This window comes from Prosthecobacter dejongeii (assembly GCF_014203045.1).
GTDB lineage: Bacteria > Verrucomicrobiota > Verrucomicrobiia > Verrucomicrobiales > Verrucomicrobiaceae > Prosthecobacter > Prosthecobacter dejongeii.
Window position 1 is genome coordinate 145,134 of the sequence record NZ_JACHIF010000012.1, and the last position, 21,139, is coordinate 166,272.

Annotated in this window: 18 protein-coding genes; 13 read left to right on the forward strand and 5 right to left on the reverse strand. The window is 57.7% G+C overall.

The features are described from left to right. Positions 1-79: 79 nt before the first annotated feature. The 3 genes from HNQ64_RS22130 to HNQ64_RS22140 all read left to right on the forward strand — a co-directional run bounded on the left by HNQ64_RS22130 (position 80) and on the right by HNQ64_RS22140 (position 3,652). Positions 80-1,963 carry a potassium transporter Kup gene (locus HNQ64_RS22130; protein WP_184212829.1) on the forward strand — a complete coding sequence of 628 codons (1,884 nt, stop codon included), beginning with the start codon at positions 80-82 and terminating at the stop codon, positions 1,961-1,963. Between the two features lie 24 nt (positions 1,964-1,987). After that, positions 1,988-2,419, forward strand: coding sequence for a hypothetical protein (locus HNQ64_RS22135; RefSeq protein ID WP_184212830.1), 432 nt, complete (start codon positions 1,988-1,990; stop codon positions 2,417-2,419). A gap of 96 nt (positions 2,420-2,515) precedes the next feature. Next, a complete protein-coding gene (locus HNQ64_RS22140; RefSeq protein ID WP_184212831.1) occupies positions 2,516-3,652 on the forward strand; it encodes an ROK family protein in 1,137 nt (378 codons plus the stop codon). Between the two features lie 48 nt (positions 3,653-3,700). Here HNQ64_RS22140 and HNQ64_RS22145 read toward each other — a convergent pair whose 3' ends face one another. Then, the gene (locus HNQ64_RS22145; protein WP_184212832.1) at positions 3,701-5,230 is read right to left on the reverse strand and encodes a translocation/assembly module TamB domain-containing protein; all 1,530 of its coding nucleotides are present in this window, start codon (positions 5,228-5,230) and stop codon (positions 3,701-3,703) included. Positions 5,231-5,335: 105 nt separating this feature from the next. Here HNQ64_RS22145 and HNQ64_RS22150 point away from each other — a divergent pair, with 105 nt between their 5' ends. Continuing rightward, on the forward strand, positions 5,336-7,090 hold the full coding sequence (locus tag HNQ64_RS22150) for an ATP-binding cassette domain-containing protein (RefSeq protein ID WP_184212833.1): 1,755 nt from the start codon (positions 5,336-5,338) through the stop codon (positions 7,088-7,090). Positions 7,091-7,139: 49 nt separating this feature from the next. Then, positions 7,140-7,376 (forward strand): hypothetical protein, encoded by a 237-nt coding sequence (locus tag HNQ64_RS22155; protein WP_184212834.1) that lies wholly within the window; start codon positions 7,140-7,142, stop codon positions 7,374-7,376. A gap of 19 nt (positions 7,377-7,395) precedes the next feature. Here HNQ64_RS22155 and HNQ64_RS22160 read toward each other — a convergent pair whose 3' ends face one another. Together HNQ64_RS22160 and HNQ64_RS22165 are read right to left on the reverse strand one after the other, a co-directional pair. Beyond that, entirely contained in the window at positions 7,396-7,875 is a 480-nt protein-coding gene (locus HNQ64_RS22160; RefSeq protein WP_184212835.1) for a DMP19 family protein, read from the reverse strand. An 81-nt stretch (positions 7,876-7,956) separates the two neighbouring features. Further along, entirely contained in the window at positions 7,957-11,931 is a 3,975-nt protein-coding gene (locus HNQ64_RS22165; RefSeq protein WP_184212836.1) for a LamG-like jellyroll fold domain-containing protein, read from the reverse strand. A gap of 182 nt (positions 11,932-12,113) precedes the next feature. Between HNQ64_RS22165 and HNQ64_RS22170 the strand changes: the two genes are divergently transcribed. The 5 genes from HNQ64_RS22170 to eboE all read left to right on the forward strand — a co-directional run bounded on the left by HNQ64_RS22170 (position 12,114) and on the right by eboE (position 16,231). Then, positions 12,114-12,335: a hypothetical protein gene (locus HNQ64_RS22170; protein ID WP_184212837.1), complete on the forward strand. Its 222-nt coding sequence runs from the start codon at positions 12,114-12,116 to the stop codon at positions 12,333-12,335. Positions 12,336-12,441: 106 nt separating this feature from the next. Then, entirely contained in the window at positions 12,442-13,059 is a 618-nt protein-coding gene (locus tag HNQ64_RS22175) for a hypothetical protein (RefSeq protein WP_184212838.1), read from the forward strand. Beyond that, positions 13,059-13,619 (forward strand): RNA polymerase sigma factor, encoded by a 561-nt coding sequence (locus tag HNQ64_RS22180; protein ID WP_184212839.1) that lies wholly within the window; start codon positions 13,059-13,061, stop codon positions 13,617-13,619. Before HNQ64_RS22175 ends, HNQ64_RS22180 begins: the two co-directional genes overlap by 1 nt. A gap of 59 nt (positions 13,620-13,678) precedes the next feature. Next, complete coding sequence (locus tag HNQ64_RS22185; protein WP_184212840.1) at positions 13,679-14,893, forward strand: DUF6807 domain-containing protein; 1,215 nt, start codon at positions 13,679-13,681, stop codon at positions 14,891-14,893. Positions 14,894-15,055: 162 nt separating this feature from the next. Further along, positions 15,056-16,231 (forward strand): metabolite traffic protein EboE, encoded by a 1,176-nt coding sequence (gene eboE, locus HNQ64_RS22190; protein WP_184212841.1) that lies wholly within the window; start codon positions 15,056-15,058, stop codon positions 16,229-16,231. A 256-nt stretch (positions 16,232-16,487) separates the two neighbouring features. Here the strand turns inward: eboE and HNQ64_RS22195 are convergent, their stop codons facing one another. After that, a complete protein-coding gene (locus tag HNQ64_RS22195) occupies positions 16,488-17,258 on the reverse strand; it encodes a helix-turn-helix transcriptional regulator (RefSeq protein ID WP_184212842.1) in 771 nt (256 codons plus the stop codon). A gap of 308 nt (positions 17,259-17,566) precedes the next feature. Here HNQ64_RS22195 and HNQ64_RS22200 point away from each other — a divergent pair, with 308 nt between their 5' ends. Next, complete coding sequence (locus HNQ64_RS22200; protein ID WP_184212843.1) at positions 17,567-18,544, forward strand: lysophospholipid acyltransferase family protein; 978 nt, start codon at positions 17,567-17,569, stop codon at positions 18,542-18,544. Between the two features lie 6 nt (positions 18,545-18,550). Here HNQ64_RS22200 and HNQ64_RS22205 read toward each other — a convergent pair whose 3' ends face one another. After that, on the reverse strand, positions 18,551-19,579 hold the full coding sequence (locus HNQ64_RS22205; protein ID WP_184212844.1) for a fatty acid desaturase family protein: 1,029 nt from the start codon (positions 19,577-19,579) through the stop codon (positions 18,551-18,553). A 153-nt stretch (positions 19,580-19,732) separates the two neighbouring features. On the opposite strand from HNQ64_RS22205, the gene HNQ64_RS22210 reads away from it, so the two are divergent. Then, positions 19,733-20,182 (forward strand): cytochrome c oxidase assembly factor Coa1 family protein, encoded by a 450-nt coding sequence (locus tag HNQ64_RS22210; protein WP_184212845.1) that lies wholly within the window; start codon positions 19,733-19,735, stop codon positions 20,180-20,182. Between the two features lie 94 nt (positions 20,183-20,276). Next, positions 20,277-21,128 (forward strand): LamG domain-containing protein, encoded by an 852-nt coding sequence (locus tag HNQ64_RS22215; RefSeq protein ID WP_184212869.1) that lies wholly within the window; start codon positions 20,277-20,279, stop codon positions 21,126-21,128. The last annotated feature ends 11 nt before the right edge of the window (positions 21,129-21,139 follow it).

Consider the following 21,139-nt stretch of genomic DNA (forward strand, 5'->3'; position numbering starts at 1 on the left):
CATCGCCCCATCCTGTTCCCGGCTAGTTAGCCTCTGAAGGCTTCATTCCTCAGGCCTCCGGCTGCTCCGGAGAATCCAAATGTCCGAACATAAACCGTCAAATAACTGGTCCCTCGCCCTGGTGGCTCTGGGAGTTGTCTTTGGGGATATTGGTACCAGCCCGCTGTATGCTCTGCGGGAATGTTTGGACCATGCAGGCTATGATCCCACGATCCATGGCGTCGAAATGGTGTACGGGCCCATTTCCCTCATGTTTTGGTCCCTGACCATCATGGTGGCAGTCAAGTACCTCAGCCTCCTGAGTTACGCCACCGCCCAGGGTGAAGGGGGCATGTTTGCTCTGCTATCCCTGCTGCGGTCCAAGAAGGAAGCCCTCTCTCCAAAAAGCATGTCGTTTGTGCTCTTGGTGGTCCTGTTTGGGGCTTCGCTTCTCTATGGGGACGGCATGATCACCCCGGCCATCTCGGTGCTTTCTGCCGTAGAAGGTCTCAAACAGATCAATCCCGGGCTTTCTCAATGGGTGGTCCCCATTGCCGTGACGATCCTTATGGGCCTTTTCGTCGTACAAAAACACGGGACGGATAAGATTGGCGTCGCCTTTGGTCCCATCATGATTGTCTGGTTCTTCGCCCTCGGGGGGCTAGGACTGTATCGGTTTCTCGAGCATCCCGAAGTGATCCAGGCCCTGTCGCCCCACTGGGGTTTCATGTATCTGATCCATCACGGTTATCACGGCATCGTCATCATGGGCATGGTGCTGCTGGCCGTCACGGGTTGTGAGGCATTGTATGCAGATATTGGCCACTTTGGTCACAAGCCGCTTCAGCAGTCCTGGTTTCTCCTGGTTTGGCCTGCCCTGACCCTGAATTACCTCGGCCAGGGGGCCCTGGTGGTGAATAACCCGGATGCCGTCGAGCATCCGTTTTTCAATCTCGTGCCGCAGGCATTGCTCGTGCCCATGATCATCCTGGCCACCGCTGCCACCATCATCGCCTCCCAGGCCATGATTACCGGGGTCTTCTCGCTGACCCAGCAGGCCGTCCAATTGGGCTACCTACCTCGCCTGAAAATCGTCCACACGAATCCCGACGTGCGCGGGCAGATTTACATGCCACAGGTCAACTTTTTGCTCATGGTGGCCTGCATCGCATTGGTGATCGGTTTCAAAACCTCCAGCGCTCTAGCTTCTGCTTACGGGCTTTCGGTCTCTTTAGAAATGCTGCTCACCAGCATTTTGTTCTTCTTCGTCGCACGGCGCATCTGGGATTGGCCCTTCTGGAAGGCCTTCCTTCCCGTGATGGTCTTCATGATCATCGAGTTTGGTTACGTCGCGGGCAGTTTGGTAAAATTCATGCAGGGAGCCTGGTTCCCTCTGGTGGTCGCCGCGTTCATTTGGCTGATCATGAAGACCTGGATGGATGGGCGTGCTTTCCTCTTCCAGGCCATGCAGCGCGGGCGCTTGCCCGTGAAACACCTGGTGGATGAGATTCAAAAGGACCGCATCGTTCGGGTGCCTGGTACCGCTGTTTTCATGTCTGCCAGTGCCGATGGCTTGCCCCTGGCCCTGCTGCATCATTTGAAGCATAACAAAGCCCTGCATAAGCAGGTGGTGCTGCTCACGGTGAAATTCGAAGACGTCCCGCATCTGCGCGGCCAGACGAGGCACGAGATCGAGCAGCACTGCGACGAATTTTACCGGGTAGTTTTGCGTTACGGCTTTGCCGAGTCGCCCCAGGTCTTTGACGACCTGTGTCACGCCCTCAGCGAAAAGACCAAGCTGAAGCGCGCGGGCATCACCTTTTATCAAAGCCGGGAGATCCTGCTGACGAACGGCCCTGGCAAGATGGCCCGCTGGCGGAAACGGCTCTTTGTCACCCTCAGCCGCCTGTCCAGGCCTGCCACGGGCTACTTTGACCTGCCGCCCCGCCAAGTGTGTGAGCTAGGCATCCAGCTAGAGGTGTAACGGCTGCCTCCCGCCCCCTGCACCATGTCAGAAAAAGACTTGCTCGAAAAGCTTCGCAAGATCGAGCGACTGTACGCAGGTGCAGCGACCGCAGGGGAAAAGATGGCCGCTGCGGATGCCCTGGCACGCATCCAAAAACGTCTGAATGAGGCCAAGCAGAAAGAAGCCGCCATCGAATACAAGTTCACGCTCACGGATGACTGGTCCAAGAAACTGTTTGTGGCCCTGCTGCGGCGCTATTCGCTGAAACCCTACCGCTACGCTCGCCAGCGCCGTACCACCGTGATGGTCAGGGTGCCCGTGACCTTCGTGGACCAGACCTTGTGGCCAGAGTTTCTAGAACTCAGTGCCGTGCTAAAGAATTATCTGGATGAAATGACCGAGCGCGTCATTCATGAAGCCATCCATGAGGATGATACGGATACAGACGTACTGGATAATGAGTGGTTGGAATGATGTAAAATACTTGGATTCCGCAGTAAATGAACGTGAATAGCACTTTGGATTTCCAAACCGCGAATCTAAAGCTTTTCTTGAGTCCCCCCGACAGTCATGCGCCAAAAAACATCGGATCTCCGCCAACTGTACGCTTCCACCATCCTTCACATCCGCAGTGGAAGAGCCACCTCGCGCACCACTCTGGCGAAGGCTTTGGGCATTTCCGCTTCCACCGTCGGGCTGTATGTGGATCAGCTCATCGCCACAGGCCACCTCAGTGAATCCGGGCTGGAACATGGTTTCATGGGCCGCCCAAAGAGACGCTTGATGGTAAAGCAGGAGCCCGGCTGGTTTGCCGGTGTCGAATTCAATGCCAACCGTATCCAAGTCATCGGGTTGGATTTTTCGGGCCAGATTTTATCTGGAGAAAAGGTGCCTCTTCCCGCAAATCCTTCGGCGGCAGAAGTCGAGGCCAGCATCCTTTCTAGCATCGCCCAGTTGCAGACCCGGCAATCCAGGCCCCTGCTCGGCGTGGGAGTCGGAGCCCCGGGACTGGTGAATTCTAAAGAAGGCATCTCCCTGCGTTACTCATTTGTACGCGGCTGGGAAAATGTACCCCTGAAGAGCCTGCTGACTGAGAAATTTAAAGTCCCGGTCGAGGTGGAGAATAACCTACGCAGCATCGCCCTCGCAGAACGCTGGTTTGGAGAGCACCGGGAAGAGAAGGACTACATCATCGTAGGTCCTCGCAGTGGCTTTGCCATCGCCTGTGTGCAAGCCGGGAAACTCGTCCATGGCGCTCACCATGCAGCGGGTGAGATCGGCCTGTGGCCTTGGCCGCTGAGTGGTGATGGCAGTCGGCGGGAGTTGCACCACTGGCTGAGTGCGCCCATGAGCTACCGCCGCCTCGCGGGCCTGAGTGAGACGGCCCCCGTGCCGGATGACCTCCACACGGCCATGGCCAGTCTAGTCAATGATCCCAGTACTCATTGGGATGAAGTAGCCGCAGACTATGCCCGCGTGCTGGGCTGTGTGCAGCTCCTTTTAGACCCCAAGCTCTGTCTCCTTCATGGTCCCTTGACGGCCCTGGGAGATCGCTTTTGCAAAGCGGTCATGCTCGCCTCCATCCAGGTAGCTCCCGCCCTCTATGAAGTGCCTCTGAAACTGGTACGCTCCCAGTTAGGCGACGATGCTGGTGCCCTCGGCGCAGCCAGCTTAGCCATGGAAGCCTGGCTGCCGACCTATGTTTGAGGGGTTGGCAAAACTGGGGTCGTGCTGTGACGATAAGCACGGGCGGTATCATTTGCCCAAGAGGCCACCCCCGATGCCTTCCAGCAGCTTCACCCCAGTTTCCACGGCCTTGCCGGTCGCATCCGTCGCGCCTCGTAGGACTTCATTGGGGAGAGCTCCCGCTTCCTTCCCCAAAACGGGTGTTAGCAAAAGCTCGCTGCCTTGATTGACCACCTGGCCAGGAACATCCAGCACCGCTTTGCCAGCGCCTGCGGCTAACCGTGCTGTCAGGTCTTCACGTGGGGCCTGCAACGTCCCAGTGATGCGCAGGGGCGTCCACAGCATGCCTGCCGGACCAGAGGGATTCGCCGCTGTAAAAACATGCTGTTGAGCCCCTGGGATCCACTTCAGCGTCTCAGGTGTCACTCCTAACAAAAAGTTTCCTTCGATCTGCTCTCCCTGCACCACGAGCTGCCCCTCCAGATGCAGCAGCCCATTCGATTTCAGGAGGATCTTTTCAAAGGTCTTGCGGCTGTCAGTGCTTGTCACTTCAGCACGGGCCTCGTCCAGCACCAACCGCTTAAATCGCTCCACCCCGGTGTATGCGGCCAATTGATCCAAGATGGGCAGCGCCGTGAGCACCCCTTCGCGAAGATTCAGACGACCTTTAACCGTGGGAGTCAGAACGGTGCTACCCAGCGCATTGAGCTCCCCCTCGACATTTCCACTCAAACGAATTTTCCAATCTTCGGTTAGGCACTCCTGAAGCGGAATGCCTTTCAAATGCGCCGTCGCTTCCCATGTACCTGCCTGAGGGCGCAGGTGCCCCCTTGCTGTGACCTCCCCAGCATCCAACCATTTCAAAGTGGCCTCTTTTAAATGCACGTCTTCACGGCTAATGCGCACGGAAGCACGCGTGAGATTCAACTTCACCGGTACCAACTGCGCAGGCAGCAGGATCGGCGTTTCGACCAAGCCGCCTTCCACCGTGGCCTGAAACGAAGTCTCTCCCTGCCGCCAGGTGCCAACCCGCACATGCATATCGCGAAGATTCCAGGGCCCGGGATGCAGGAGAGAAAAGCGCGAGACTTGCAGTCCATCCATCTCCGTTTCATCCGGCAAGTAGCGACGCAACCAAGCAGGGATGCTGCTGCTTGCAGTCCAGTCTTCACCCGCCACCGCTCTCTCAGCCTGGGGCGACGCAATCACGGGGGCCGCCAGACGCTCCAGCTTAAGACTGTCCACCCCAGCCCCCACCGTGCGCCATTTCCCCTGGCGAAAGGCATTCCAGTCCAGCGTGAGATGCAGCCCATCCAGCTGGGCCTGCCAGCCATTCGCCGTGGTCACACCGGCCTCCGTGCTAGTCACCTCATCCCCCGTCCAGCGCAGTGGGGCCAGCTTCACTTCTCCGCGCATTTGGGTGCCAAAGAGTTGCTCCATCCGCCCGCGAAAGGCCTCTTCCTGAAGATACCCTCGCACCCAATTCATCACCAGCATGGGCATCAGCAACACAAGCACGATGCCAGCGATGGCCAACGCGACCAAGACCAGGAGCCAGCGTGGGCTTTTGCCAGAACGACGACGGGAACGGGTGCTCATACAGAATGCATAACTGCCCAGAAGATGGCCGAACACAAAAAAATGCGTGCGCAGCATCGCTTTATCTTGCCATGCCATTCAGCTTTGACGGTATAACAACCGTTTATGCTGGAAGCTTTCAATGTCGGTCTTGAAGTGGATGCCCCTCCGGGGTCAGAGCAGGACAGCCTCTACCTCCTGCGTGAGGTGAACCTCCGCGTCCCCCAGGGCCACCTCATGGCCATCGTCGGTCCCTCCGGCTGCGGTAAAACCACGCTGCTGAAGGTCATCGCCGGGATCCAGGAACAATCCCAGGGGGAGCTCAAATGGGAAGGGCGCGACCTGCAAGAGGAAGAAGATCTGCACCCTGGGGAGTTAGGTTACGTGCCGCAATTCAGCGTCGCCCATGATCTACTTACCGTGGAGGAATGCATCGCCAGCAGCATGGCCCTTCGCACTCAGTTACCCGGCACGGATGACTTTGAACCTAAACTAGATCACATCCTCTCCGTCACGGGCCTCACCGATCTAGCAGACCGCCGTGTCAAAGTGCTGTCTGGGGGGCAAAAACGCCGCCTGGGCCTCGCCCTGGAGTTGGTCACGAATCCCTGCCTGCTACTCTGTGATGAAGTCACCAGCGGTCTAGACCCCAAATCCGAGACGGAGATCACCGAACTCCTGAAAGTACTGGCCCGGCAAAACCCGCGGCGGCTAGTCATCAATGTCACCCACAGTCTCGCCAGCCTAGAGGCCTTTGATAGCGTGCTGGTGATGTATCAAGGCCGCCTCGTTTATCATGGGGCACCGAAGCTCCTCACCCACTATTTCACCGTCGAACATGCCGAAGATGTGTACCTGCGCCTAACCCAGCGCGATGCAGTCGAGTGGCATGAGTCATGGCAGAAAAAGCGCAGCTATTACGAGTCCATGCTGTTTGAAGGCAAGGCTGAGAAGCTGGCCACCCCTGAAAACACCGACGCGGAAGAATCCGCTGAGGAACCCAACCCCATGGCCCCCGAGGAACTACCCAGCCTGTTCAGCCAAGTCTTCACCCTGCTGCATCGGCGCTGGACCATCTTTCGTCGAGATCGCGGCCAAGTCGGACTGCATCTGGCCATGCTCATCGGCTTTCCTTTGTTAGTCGTCATCTTTGCCCTGGATGGCATCAAACCGCTCAAGCAGCTCAACCAGCGGCAGGAGACAGACATCGTGTATGAAATGCAGCGGCAGGCCCAGCATCAGTTCGACCAATTGCAGGCTGGCGGCATCGTCAGCGGGCTCATCATGCTACAGGTCGTGCTGGTCACCCTCATGGCCAGCAACAACGCTGCACGTGAAATCGCCGGCGAACGCCTCATTTTGGAACGCGAGAAGTTAGGCGGCCTCAGCACCCTGGCCTACCTCATCAGCAAGGTGCTTTTCCTCGGCGTCTTTGTCCTCGCCCAAAGTGTGTGGATGGGGGTGTTTGTGGACATGATCGTGGGCGGGTTACCTGGAGATTTGCTGGTGAAACTGGTGCTGCTGGTCCTTTCCTCCGCCGCCATGACCAGCATCTGCCTGGGCATCAGCGCGCTGAGTCGTAGCCCGGAAAAAGCCACCATCCTCAGCATCTACCTCGTCGGTTTTCAACTACCGCTTTCCGGCGCGGTGCTCACGTTGCCCGATTGGCTAGAGGGCGCGGTCAATCCCTTCATCGCCGCTTTCTGGGCCTGGTCCGGCAGCCTACGCAGCATGAGCGACACCGCCTTTTACGACGCCGTGAAAAAGGTTACCGACACCTCCCTCGTCTCCCCTGAACTCGCCGCTTTCGTACTCCTCGCCCACATCGTCATCGGCCTCAGCATGACCTACGTGGGCACCAAGGGCAGCCAGTGGGAGTGATATCCGAAGCCCGGGCTTCAATCTACTTTAAACCATAGTGATTGATTTCATGAAACCCTGCGAAGAAATCGCCAAATTCATCGCCGAGGCCGCTGGCAAGGAAAAGCTGGCGGGGTTCCATCCATCGCTTTCGGCGGCAAGGCACTTGACTAAATTGCTCACGAAACAGAAAGCGGGCATCCTCAGTGCTAAAGAAAATGAAGAACTACAACTGCTTGTGAAGCTTGATCACGTGATGAGCTTAGCCAAAGCTTTTGCAACGCTTCGGATTAAAGATCCCATTTGATTAAAATGCTGCAGCAACATCACTGATACAGTTCAAGATTCTCCCTGACCACTTTCGCCAAGAGTTCAGCAAGATTTGGAGAAAGCTTAAAAAAGAGAGAATCTTGTCTGTCATATCTGTCCTCTTTATAGGTCCCTTGAAAAGACTCCCATGAGGCACCATTAGAGACCTCATAAAGTCCGGGTTTATAGAGAGTCATGACCTCAATGTAATTTTTCTCAAATTGGTCGGCTTGATAATATTTGAGGCCTTCAGCAACCAGACTTCGGTATGCCCCTTGTGAATTCCACAAGTATTGATGATGCCCGCCATTATTCACTTCGTTGTAGTAGCATAGCAGAGGCAAAAGATAGCGCCAATGCTCTGGCAAAGCCTTGAGCCGATTCATGGAGTCTGGAGTCTCATCCATCTCAATGTAATCTGCTACCATGTCTGCCAGTTTGAAGATGAAACGTCTATCTTGGACATCTAGACCTTGTGCTGAAAGTGGCTTTTTCATGACCTGTGTAGCATCTCTTGTCTGATTGCTACAGGCAAACAGGCTTCTGTTTTTTCATGATTGCAAAAATAGTTAGGCGGCTTACTCCACCTTCAACACGCCGTTCATGACCATCCAGTGGCCGGGGAAGGTGCAGAGGTAGGGGTAATCGCCTTTTTCTTTCGGAGCTTCAAAGTGGATGGTGAACTGCTCTTTCGGGTTCGTCATGTCGGTATAAACGAGGACGTCTTGGGAATCGGGCACGTAGTGTTTGGCGAGGCCTTTGGGGTCGGTGATCATGAGGTTCACCTGATCCCCAAGCTTCTGCAAAGAGCCGGGTTTGGCGAGTAGCCAGTTGTGCGGCACCACATCGGGATTTTTGAAGGTGAGGGTGAGCTTTTCACCGGCTTTTGCGGTGAGCTGCTTTTGCACGTATTGCAGACCTAGAGCGGCATCCACGATGATCTCGCGGCCCGGTTCGCCTTTGGCCCAAGGGTTGAGTTTAGCCGTGGTCTTTGCAGCGCCTTTCACCGGAGCTGTCCAGGTCTTGGCGACCTTTTGATAACCTGGAAAATCGGTGAACGCGGGGGCCAGGGCATGGGCGGTGAGGAAGACATCGTGAGCACGTTCGCCACTGACGCCGACCCGCAGATGTATCATGCTGGCGGGGACGAGTTGGGGGATCTCAAGGAACAGGGTCTTGCCACCTTCCAGCACCTGGGCGCTGCGGACTTCCAGGGGATCATGACCTGCCGTATCGGCATAACGAACGGACATTTCAGGCGAGCCGTAAGCGGCGCTGTAATTGTAGTTCCAGCATTGGGCGAAGTGGTTGCTGGCCTTCGCTGCGATGGCGGCATCTACGGCATGGTCAAAACGAATCCGCACGCCATTGTCGTGGGCTTCAAAGCCAATCGGCACGGCGACCTTGCCACCGGTATAACGTACTCTTTGGAAACAGCCATCCTTCGGCGTGTAGCTGCCCCAGCCCTGCATGCCCGTGACGTAAAGCTGGCCATCCAGGGAACGGAAGCGCCCGGTCTGCGAGCCGGAATCAAAACTGCCAGCGATGCGCACGGCGGCCCCCTGCCAGCGGCCCTCCACCTGCTGGCGCATGACCAACCAGCCTGTGCCCGTGCCCGGGGAAAAGTGGGCGAAGTTGCCTTCTCCCTTGAGCGCCGACCATGGCTGCCCCGTGATGAAACACTGGCCGCCGGACGAGTTGTCCTCCCCACGCGGTAGATACATCAAAGGCGGCTCCGGAGGCTGGCCATTTTTAGGACCTCCTGCGCCGAAATGGGCCCCTTCGTTCTTGCCCAACTCTACCTGACAGATGGAGGACGCCGGGGTCCAGTCCCCCTCCTGCACACTTGTGGTGATGAAACGACCATCAGGCGAAAGGCCGATGCCATTCGGATTGCGGAAGCCCGTGGCCAGCACGTTTACTTTCGCATCGGCAATGCGGATGATGCCTTGATTGCCGGAGGCCGTGATGAAACGACCTTCGGCATCGGTTTCCAGTCCCGTGATGTAATCATGCCCGCCGGGGGAGGTCTCCTGAGCATTTGTCATGCACTCATAAAAGTCAGCCTCGTCATCGTCATTGAGGTCATGCAAGCAGGTGATCTGGTCGCGGCCTAACACGTAAAGTTTGTCATTGACGATCTTCACTCCCAGGGGCTGGTGCAGGCCCGTGGCGTAGCGTTTCCAGCGCAGCTTTTCCAGCTTCTCATCAATGCCGCGCACCAGCCAGACCTCACCCGTCATGGTGCTGATCGCCGCCGTGCCATCCTTGAAAAAGTCATGGCCACTGATGAAGAACAGTGTGCCGTAGGGGTTCTCAAAAGGGATCGTTAGAGTGTCCGTGGCGAAGGGTTCACCTTGACCGATAACGCCCTTGGTTTCGATCCACTTCGGCCACTGAGTGGGGCCGCCTTTGAGGCATTCTTGCACAAGGTCCGCACTGGCAGTTTCCATACCCTTCGGCCCCAGATTAACAAAAAGTTTTTCTCCTGAATTTGGTTTCGGACGGCCCACAAAAACCACCTGGCTACCCACACGATAAAACCCCCGGTAAACTGGTGTGTCTTTGAAAGCGATCCGGTCAACATCCACTTTCTTGCCGTCCATCACCCCGCCGCCCATGAAACCGTGGCGGGCATCGCTGAGCTTGATGAAGCCACCTTTCCACAAGATCGGGAAGCTGAAGGACTCAGGATCAAAACACGCGGAGAGATCCCCCAGCCGCACGCAGACGCCTTTGTTCACGGTGACACCTGCGCCCTTGAAAACAGTGCTAAAGACGGAGCCCAAATCGGACGTAGCAAAGCGACCATCCTTCCAAGTGACGGCATCGTTTTGATTTCCCCAGTGGCCCTGCTGGCCGCCATCCAGGCCAGGGAACCCGGGCAGGAGATCTGGCAGGGGTTTGCCCATGAACTGCACGGCCTGTTTGGCGTAGTAATCGAAAACACGCTCACGATTCACCTCGGCCTGCCAGTGAGCATATTCGTCTTCGCGCAAAGGTTTGCGGTCGGGTTTGAACTCGGCAGGAGCCGGAGCTGCGACCGTGCCTTCGAGCAGGCTATCCAGATCATCGAAGTTCCAGAGACCGAGGGTATTATCCATGCGCTGGCGCGGGTGGTCACCTTTGCGCGGTTTCATGGGGCCGCGGGAAAGGCGCGCATCATCCAGCACGCCGTCACAGCCGACACCACCTTCCACGAGGTCGCCAAAGGACAAGTCCCCTGGTTGGGTGCTGCCTTGGAGCGGGGGCACGTCCTTCTCCAGCGCCAGTTTGCCGTCCACGTAAAGCATCACTTTATCCGTTTCGATGCTGGCGACAAGGTCATGCCATTGGCCATCGCAGATGTTGACCTTCGTCCGATATTCACCGCCGCGACCTGGCAGATACAGGCTGAAAACGCCGCTGTCTTTGTAGCTGTAAATTTCCCAATGCGTGGCAGAACTTTTCGGGTCATTCGCCACCAAAATGTTGAAGTTCTTAGCGCTGTTTAGCTTGGCCCGGCACTCAATGCTGAGGGGTAAGGTGCGGTAAGCTTCTTGCCCTTCGATGCGCAGGCTGCCTTTCAGGGCCTGACCAAAGTCAGGACTCAACGACGGCACACTCTGGCCCATCATCATGAGTTTGGCCTGCACTTCAGGCGTTGTCGCGGAGGTCTCTTTCCAGGTACGATATTTCGGCTTTTCACTGGCCGCTTTGCCTGCGATCTGAGGCAGCAGCCAAGCCAGGCCATCCAGATTATCCAGCAGGCGACCTTCAGCATCTTCGTTGGTGTGATTGAGGATGCCGATGACACCCTTGTAACCACTGGCAGCGATGATCTTCAGCACGCGCACATCTTCCGTGCCCATACCCAGGGGCAGGATCTTGCGGCCCTTGGCATCGCCCGCCACATCCATGCCATTGAGGTTCAGGCAGAGCAGGTGCGGCAGCATCTGAGGCAGCACTTTTTCCAGGCGATTCAGGTGGCCGTGGCCGTGGTGCAGATTGTAAACCAGGCCCGCATTGCTGAGACCCTGAGCCTTGAGCGCCTCGACGATGGCGATGGCATTCTCCGGCTCGCCGTACCAGTTGCCATGATTGTAGAGTGCGACCTGGCAGCCTAGGGGTGCTGCGGCTTCACAGATGGGTTTCAGCCGCGCCACCTCTTTAGCAATGCGGGCCTGCTGATCAGCCGCGTCTTTCACCTCGATGGGGCCGCCGTTGCCATTCACCCAAAGCTGGGGTTTCACACCGTGGCGTTTGAAAAGCTCCAGCGTCTTTTTCGCTTCCTCATTGTAGGAGGTAGGGAACCACCAGCCGAAGAGCTCGACATGATGTTTTTTGAGCGCTGTGAGTTCCTCATCCCACTGCGGGATGTGCTCCGCACGGTAGTCATAGACGAATTTTTTGACGCCCATCTTCTCCAACATGGCGGCACGTGCTTCCGGCCCCCGTTTTCCAGCATCAAAAGGCACGATGCACCAGGCGGCGAGGTTGCTGCGGTCAAACAAAGGCGCGGCATGGCCCAGGGTGGCTAGGCCGACGAGGAGCAAAAAAATACGGAAGAGCATCACAGGAAGGATTTAGCGTATCTCGGAGACCGTCTCTTTCAGCAAGGAGGAACACGGGCGGAGGAAGGCAGGGAAAAGAAAAAGACACTTTTCTCAAGGGTTTCGAGGCGCGGCGGTGTTGGCCCTGATGACAGGCATCTCCCGGCTGCCTGTCACCAACCCTACCAACCTAAAAAACCATTGTGAAATCCTACCTTTTGCTGACCCTCGCCGTCACCTCACTGTCCATGCTTTCGGGAACCGCCCTCGCCGGAGAGAGCCGCCCGGTGGCAGTCAAATCCCCACCACCGGCCCCAGCCCCCACCCGGGTGAACATGGGCCAGGCGCATAACCCGAACCAGAACACCATCCTCCTGGATCATCTGGGTCAGGTCATCGCCGTACTGCCTGCGACTTCACGCTGATCCGGCATGAGTTCTGCTGGCGTGAAGAGACGGCCTGTGAGGGCCCTTCTATGAATCCACATCCGCCCTTTCCCCGCTCTGGGGTGAGGGCGTTTTCTTTTCAGCCATGACAGATCCACAGCTCGATCATCTCTTGAACAGCGCGGCCACCCCGCCGGGTCTGTCGCCAGCCTTTGCCAGCCATGTGTGGCAAGAGATCCAGGCGAGGCAAAGCCTGCGGATGTCTGTTTGGAAGCGAGCCATTGCCTGGCTCTTCCAGCCACGCGCGGTGGCTTTAACGGGTGCCTGCGCAGTCCTGATCGTGACGATGTGGTGGGTGCAAAAAGAGACACCTGTTCAGCAGCCAACGGCGATACCCGAGACCCGCGCCAGCCTGGCCTGGATGCGCACGACCCTCGCTCTCAGTGAAGAGGAATTTGCCCGTGAATGTGCCCAGCATGAAGGGCAGCGCGCCGAATGTGCCCGGCTGTGTTCCCAATTACAAGAAGCACGCAAGCAGCTACGTCTGGCCCAGCAAACCCACGGGCCCGGGGCTGCCACCACGCAGACCCATGAGCTGCATGTCAAAAGCTGCGAGCAGACCGCACTGCAGCATTTGAAAAAAGTGGCCACCGCCATGAATCCCCAGGCCGCACAGGCCTACGTCCGGCAGATGTTACCTCACCTGCCCGCCGACCACGAAACCCTGCAATTCATCACCTCAACCGCTGGCAGACCTGACTGATGCCCGACGCTGACGCAGCGGCCATGCAGAGGCTGGCAAAGGGTGACGACCTGGCGCTGAATGAGATCATGGCCCGCTGGCAGGACCGTCTCGCCGCCTTTCTCTGGCACATGACGCATGACCACACGACTGCCGGGGACTTGGCGCAGGAGACCTTTGTGCGCCTCTACCAGCATCGCCATCGCTACCGCCCGCAGGCAGCGTTTTCCAGTTACCTCTTCCGCATTGCCCGTCACCTGCTGGCCAATCACTGGCGCTGGCAAAAACGCCATCCGGCAGCCTCGCTGGATTCACTGACAGAGGGTGGACTGGACCAGCCAGCCACCACCCAGGCCCCGGACGAAAGCCTGAGCCAGGCTGAAACGGCGCGCGAGGTGCAGCGTGCCATCGCCAGCCTGCCGAATGAGCTGCGCGAGGCCCTGGTGCTCTTCACCTATCAGGATCTGGGGTATCGGCAGATGGCAGATATTTTGGATTGCTCTGAAAAAGCCGTCGAGACCCGCCTCTACCGTGCTCGCCAACTGTTGAAGGAAAAACTGGCCAATCTGGCACAAGGGTGAGTGCGCCTCCTCTATCAGACCCCGTGAACGAAAGCGCTAGAGGCCGCGTTTAGCCCTGCATGATGAAACTGCTCCTGCCGTTTTCCCTGGCCTTCACCACCTTAGCCGCCGCCCCCATCCAAATCACCGTCCACGGCGGAGACCGTGCGCAGAAACGCACCATCGTCACCTTCACCGCGCCGAAGGAATGGCAGGGAGAACACACGCTTTCAGGCAGGGACGGCACCGTCGTTTCCACACTGCAAGTGAATGCTGAGGGGCAGGCGGTGATAATCGTGCCACAGATTGGCGCGGGGGAAAATCTTCGCTTTCAGGAAGCCCCGTCCAGCCCACCTGTCGCGCCCTCTGGCCTTACCGTGGAGAAGGCGGGTGACGCACTGCATTTCACCCATCTTCAGGAGGGAAAAAAGCGCCCGGTGTTTGATTACCAAATGGCGGCCGGGCCAGTGCCGAAAGGTGTTTCAGAGGTGTTTAAGCATGGCGCGCACCTGCATCCCGTTTTTACGCCTAACGGCAAGCTTGTCACAGGTAACCACCCGGCGGACCACCGCTGGCACCGCGGCATCTGGATAGCGTGGACAAAGACGGAATTTGAGGGTGGCCATCCCGATTTCTGGAATCAGGGCAAGGGGCCTGACGGCACCCTCACGGCTGAGGTTCAGTTTCAATCCCTGGTGAAAAGCTGGGGCGGCCCCGTTCAGGCGGGGTTCATCAGCCATCACCGCTTTGTGGACCGCCCCGCAGGGAAGGAAAAAGCCGTGTTGGATGAAACCTGGGAAGCCACCGCCTACGCCCTCACCAGCGGGGATTCGCCCGCTTTCATTCTGGATCTCACTTCTACCCAGACTTGTGCGGGTATTTCGCCCCTGAAGCTACCCACCTATCACTACGGCGGCCTAGGCGTGCGCGGCCATGCCCAGTGGGACCCCGTGGACCAAGTGACCATGCTCACCAGCAATGGCGATGACCGCAAAAAGGGTGACTCCACCAAGGCCAAATGGGTCCACATGGGTGGCGCGGTGGAGGGGCAAGCCGCTGGCATGGCCATTCTCATACACCCCAGCAATTTCCGCTTTCCCCAGCCGCTGAGGCTGAACCCCAAGAACCCCCAGCTCTGCATCGCCCCTTCCCAAGATGGGGACTGGTCCATCGAGCCAGGGAAGCCTTATGTCTCGAAGTACCGCTTTCTCATTACGGATGGCCCCGCCGAAGCGGCCTCCATCGAGGCAGCCTGGGAAAGCTACGCCCAGCCACTGAAGGTAACGCTGGAGTGAGGGTGATGCAGGCACTCCTGCCTGCACCGCTCTCAGAATCAACCTCACCTAGCCTTTGCACCGGGCACAGTGCCGTTGCGCACACTCCCCACCGCAAACCATTGCAAACAACAGCAAACCACCGCAAACTCTCCCTCTTTTCTCGGCCCCTCCCCCCAAATCATGCTTCTCAACCACGGCATCCATCTCGGCTACTGCACCAACATCCACCGTGGCGAAACCTGGGACCAAACCTGGACCACCCTGCGTGACTACACCCTGCGGGTGAAAGAACGCGTAAGTCCGGACAAGCCCTATGGCATCGGCCTGCGTCTGGGCCACCAAGCATCGCTGGAGCTGCTGGCACCAGGAAAGATTGCCGAATTTAAGGACTGGTTAGCCACCAACAACTGCTACGTCTTCACCATCAATGGTTTCCCCTACGGCTCCTTCCACGGCACGCGAGTGAAGGAGCAGGTCTTCCTGCCGGACTGGACCTCCAAAGATCGGCTGGAATACACCAAGCGCCTGTTCGACATCCTGGCTCAGCTCCTGCCCCCAGGGGCCAGCGGCAGCGTCAGCACCCTCCCTGGTTCGCACAAAACCTTTAACATCGGCGGGGACGAGATCAGCGCCATTTTTGAAAACGTTCGCCTCTGCCGCGAGCACATCGAGACCGTCTCTGCCGCTACCGGGCATGACCTCCACCTCGGCTTTGAGCCGGAACCCCTCGGGCTCTTCGAGACCAGTGGGGAGGTGTTGAAATTCTTCGGTCTTTATTACGACCGCCACCCGCAGGACAAAGACTTCTTCAAGTTCATCGGCCTGAACTACGACACCTGCCACCTCGCCATCGAGTATGAGACGCCCAAGCGTGCGCTCTCCCGCATCACCGGCGCCGGCATCCGCCTCAGCAAGCTGCACTTCAGCTCCGCGCTGAAGCTGAAACCCACCCCCGAGATGGTGACCAAACTGCGCGCTTTTGATGAGCCGGTGTACTTCCACCAAGTCATCGCCGACTACGGCCCCACCACCCCGCTGCGCCGCTTCAAGGACCTGCCAGATGCCCTCCAGTTCGCCCAGACGAATCCGGCGGAACTGGGAGACGAATGGCGCGTCCACTTCCACATTCCCCTGCACGCTCAGCCGACGGATGGCTTTGAAAGCACGCGCGACCACATCGAAGGAGCCATGGACTGGCTGTCCCAAAACCCAACGAAGTGCCAGCACATCGAGATGGAAACCTACACCTGGGAAGTCCTGCCCGGCGAAATGCGCACGGGTGATGTCGTGGACCAACTGGTGAAAGAATACGACTGGACGCTAGGCGAGATGCGAGAGCGGCAACTTGTGGGGTGAAAGCACCCAGCGGCGACTAAAACCAAAGGCCGTCCCGAAGGAAGGCTGCCTTTTTTCGGCAGCTTCATGCCCGTGAAACACTGGCAACCGGAAAACTCAACCTCCTTCAGGACGGTATGAAAGAACGGTGGCTCGGTGAGCTTTGCCCATGAGTAGGATTACTCATTTTGTATTTATACCGTGTTCACAGGCGCGGGTTACACAGAAAGTATTTATTTTGTGAAAAAAACGTTCCAACCCCCACTTTTGCCCTGTTTTAGCGCTCACACAGAGCGCTAACGGCCGCAGTGCGCGTCTCCACGCCAAGTTTTCGTAGGATCGAGTACACGTGATTGGTCACCGTCCGGTAACTGACGCCTAGAATGGTCGCGATTTCTCGATCTCGTTTTCCCTCGGCCATCCAGACGAACACCTCACTTTCTCGTTTTGTCAGGCCCGCACGACGCAGCGTCAGGTGATCCAGCATCGCCACCTTGGGCTGCTGCTTCTGGGCCTCAAGAAGGATCATCTCATTTTGGAGCGCCAGCACCAGATGCCGAGAAAAAATCCCCAGCAGTTCCAAATCTTCCGCCGAAAAATCCTGACTTCCGCCTTTATTAACCGTGACGCCCCCCAGGTGCTGCGGGGTCAAAATGGGCAGCGCCACTTGATGCCGAAGATCCACCGGTTTAAAGCCGACATCGAACAACTCCGTCTTCGCAAACTCACGCTGAGTGGTCAGGTCTGAAAGCCTTAACACCTCCTTCTCACCCGCCATGATCAGCGGGTAACCGGGGTGCTGCAACGGCACCAATTCCCCCACCCGTTGAAACCTTTCCAGCAGACTGTTTTCATCATAAGGAACATCCGTTCCGCCTGTGTGGATGCCCGTCAGACGGTCCCAAAGCTGAAAGCCGCTGAAGCTTTCTGGAAACAGGTGCCGACAGGCCTGCAAGACGCGATCCTGAAACATCGGCTGCTCCCTTCGATTCAGGATCTCCACTGCTTCCAGCAGTCGCTTCAGCCGCGCCTCCATCGTCATAACCATGGAAAACGTATCGTGGCATCTAAGGCAAAACTCCAGTTAAAATCCAAGGATCGAAAACCTAACTTCAGCGATCCGTCTTTTTAGTTCAGCACCAGACTATCTCTCGTCTTCAAACACAGCCCGCGCTCTTGCTTCCCACTGTCGCAACGAGACAGCCCTTATTTTACGACGCCTCCGGCCAATCGTCATGGCGAATGGCGTTGATCAAAAAATCCGATTCCTCCCGCTTTCCGCTAGAGTCAGGGTTGGTATTTTTTCGAGCTGTTAAAGAGTCAGCTCACCCAGCATCTCACCTGCGAATGAAGGGCATGATTGACCTGTGCAGGTGGCACGTTTACAGCCTGCGCGGCCTCGGTCGATTCATCATGGAAAATTTGCTCTATCTCGTCGTCCGTGCATTCCTGGCCTTCATTCAGGCGCTGCCCGTCCGCTGGGTGGCTCGTCTAGGCCGCTGCGGCGGTGCGATCGCTTTCTGGCTGGATGCACGGCATCGCCGCGTGGCCCTGAAAAATCTGACGATGTGCTTTGGCCACGAAAAGTCGCCTGAGGAAATCCGCGCCATCGCCCAAGAGAACTTCCGCCGGCTCGGCGAAGTCTATGGCTGCGCCATGAAAGGCATGGTCATGAACGATGCGGAGCTCCTCAAAATCTTCTCTGTTAAAGGCGCGGAAGGCGTGCGGGCGGTGGATGCTGAGGGGCGACTGGTGAACCGGGTTTTTACTGGCGGCCACTTCGGCAATTTCGAACTGGCCAACCGGATGTCCGCTTTGATCCCTGGGTATCAAGCGGTGGCCACCTATCGCGGCATCCGCCCGCCGAAGCTCGACCAACTCGTTTACCGGATGCGCACGGTCTCAGGCAATATTTTGGTGGATCGCCGCACAGGTGCAGAGGATTTAAAACGGGCGATGGCCGAGGGGGGGAAGTTGCTCATTCTGGCCAGTGATCAGGCAGATCGCAGCGGCGGCCTTGAGTTGCCCTTTCTCGGTTATTATGCCTGGACGACACGCGCCCCGGTCATCCTCGCCATGCGCTACAAGTGCGTCATCTTTGTGCCGATCTGTTACCGAGTCGGCCTAGGGCAGTGGGTCTTGGAAATTGGCGAGCCCCTTCGCATGGAAGAAAACGGCAAGCGCCGGAGCGTCGAAGACCTGATGCGCGATATCAACGCCGCACTGGAAGCTGGCGTGCGCCGGGATCCCGCCAACTGGTTCTGGGTACACGACCGCTGGAAAACCAAGAACCGCCAGCCTCCGCGTGCGGTGGAGGAACCCATGGCGGAGTGACCCTAGTCACCCATTCGTTCCATCCAACGCCACCATCTTCTGCTGCTGCACGTCCCAGACCTTCAGGCGCAGGCAGCGGTAGATATCCAGAGGACTTAACGTCGTCACCTTCGGGTTCCTCAGTTCGGGGATGGCCTCCAGCACCTCAGGCAGGCGATAAAAGGGAACACGCGCATTCAGATGATGAATGTGGTGGTAGCCGATGTTTGCCGAAAACCAAGCCATCAGGGGCCCCATCTTGAGGTAGCTGCAGGAATCCAGCGCGGCGCGGTCATAGGTCCATCCCGATTTGTCGTAAAAGGTCACGCTGGGAAAATTATGCTGCGCGTAAAAGAGGTAGGAGCCGATCGCACTGGCGATGAAGTGCGGAATGATCTGCGTGAGCACCCATGCCTGCCAGCCCGCGAAGCGGATGAGGCAGCCCGCGATCACCGCGTGAAGCACTACGGCGATGAGACAATCCCAGTGCTGGCGCGGCTTCATGGCAAAGGGCCGGAGGCACATGCCGTGCATGAAAATCGTCAGGTAGCCCAGCAGGATCGTCAGCGGATGCCGCATGAAAAGATACAGCCAGCGCGCCGACTTCCGCGCTTTTTCAAAGTGCTCCCGAGTCATGATGGGAAAGGAGCCAATGTGGGAGCCCTTGATCTTCGAATTGTGATTGTGATGATGATTGTGCGAAGCCCGCCAGATGCTGCTCGGGCTTAGGGAGAGGATGCCAAAAACCCACATGAACCCCTCTGCCACTTTCGACTTCGGCAAAATAGCGTGGTGCTGCTGGTCATGATAGAGAACGAACAAGCGCAGCAACAGCAGCCCTGACAAGACACTGGCACCCAGCTTCAAAAGGCCATGGGGAGCTAGCAGAGTACCAGCCACGGCTGCGGCCAGCAGTGCAGTGGTCGAAAGGACGTACCACCAGCTTCTGGCAGTGCTGTCCACAGCAAAGGGTTTCGTGGCCAGAATAAGCTCAGGACCAGACCTGCTCACCGAGCCACGAATGAGGAAATCCGCCGTAGCTTGTCCATCAGTCATGGGCTGCCAAACAGCCTCAGTATCAGCCACTTCGCAACCCTTGATTCCTTAGAAAAAAAGGCCGCAGCGCACGATTTTTATGCATCCAGAAACGCCAGCAATGCCTGCGTTTTAGCTTTTCAAGTCCCCCTTTTTGTCTTTCCCTAAAGCCGCATGAATTCTGAGCCGCCTCCCTTTGGAGATCCCACGAACATCCAGCGTGAGAACAATGCCGCCATCGGCAAGGGCGTGGCAGTGGGCTGTGGAGGTTGTCTCATGATCATTGCCTCGCTGGCGTTCTTCTTGGTCGCGATTTTCGGTGTGGTGATGCTTTTCCTCCGAAGTTCTGAACCCTGTGCGGAGACGCTGCGGACCGCCCAAAGTTCCCCTGCCCTGCAGCAAGCCCTGGGAGAGCCCATGAAGATGGGCTGGTTCTTCGTCGGCAGCGTCAGCACCACGAACATGTCTGGCAGTGCGGATATCTCCATCCCCTTTTCGGGCCCCCGGGGCAGCGTGCGCATCCGCACCCGTGCTCTGAGACAAGACCGGGTGTGGAGCTACCAGGAAATGAGCACCCAGCTCCCCAGTGGCGAAGCGGTGGACCTGCTACTGACTCTTCCCTAACGGGACGCGCCAGCCCCCTGAGCAAAAGCTTTAGCCCTTGATGCGGCAGCCCTCGCGTTGACTGCGAAAGGGCACAATCGTATGTAGAAAGGTGATGCTTGGTAAGATCCTTTTCCCGCTGATCGCGGCCCTCCTTTTCGGTGCCCTCCAGGCCCCGGCCGCTAGCTTGCTGGTCTATTATGACGGCACCGCCTCTGGCAATGATCTGCTGGACCAAAGCGGCAATGGGCGGAACGCGATCTATGATGCAAATGGATCGGCGACGACACCGGTGATCCTCACCACCACGCCGGCCAATGGCAACAGCGGGGCCTACGCCTCCCTCACGGCTAACGGGAGCAACCAAAGCGGGCGCTACTCCGTGACGCCAGCCAATGGGTTCAGCTACAATTTTAATAACGAAAGCTGGTCTGCCTCAATGTTTTACAATCGGCAGTCTGTCGCCACCAATGACACCCTCTTCCACATTGGTGCAGGGGATGGATTCGGCGGCGAAAACGAGCTGTATGCCTGGGCCACAGCAAACAGCACCAACCTCTCCTTTCAGCATTACCCAGAGGTGGATGTGAACCTCACCGCCACAGGCAAAATGAACCTGAATGCTTGGCACCACCTGGCCGTGACTTTCAGTGCCTCGGGACTGAACGATGGCATGGGCACCCTGAGCCTGTATGCCGATGGCGTGCTGGTGGGCACGGATAACTCCTTCCTCCTGGGAACGAACAACACCTTCTTTTTTGGTGGCCAGGGCAGCGGTACGTCAGACCGCAACTTCATCGGCTTTTTGGATGAGATGGCTCTCTTCAGTGGGGCCCTTTCCGCTGGGGAAGTCGCCAGTCTGGCCAATGGCAGCCAGACGCCTATCAGCCTCGTGCCTGAGCCTAGCCGCGTCCTTCTTTTGGGTCTCGGCCTGTTCGGTTTGCTGATGCGGCGGCGGCGGAAATAACTCGTTGCCCC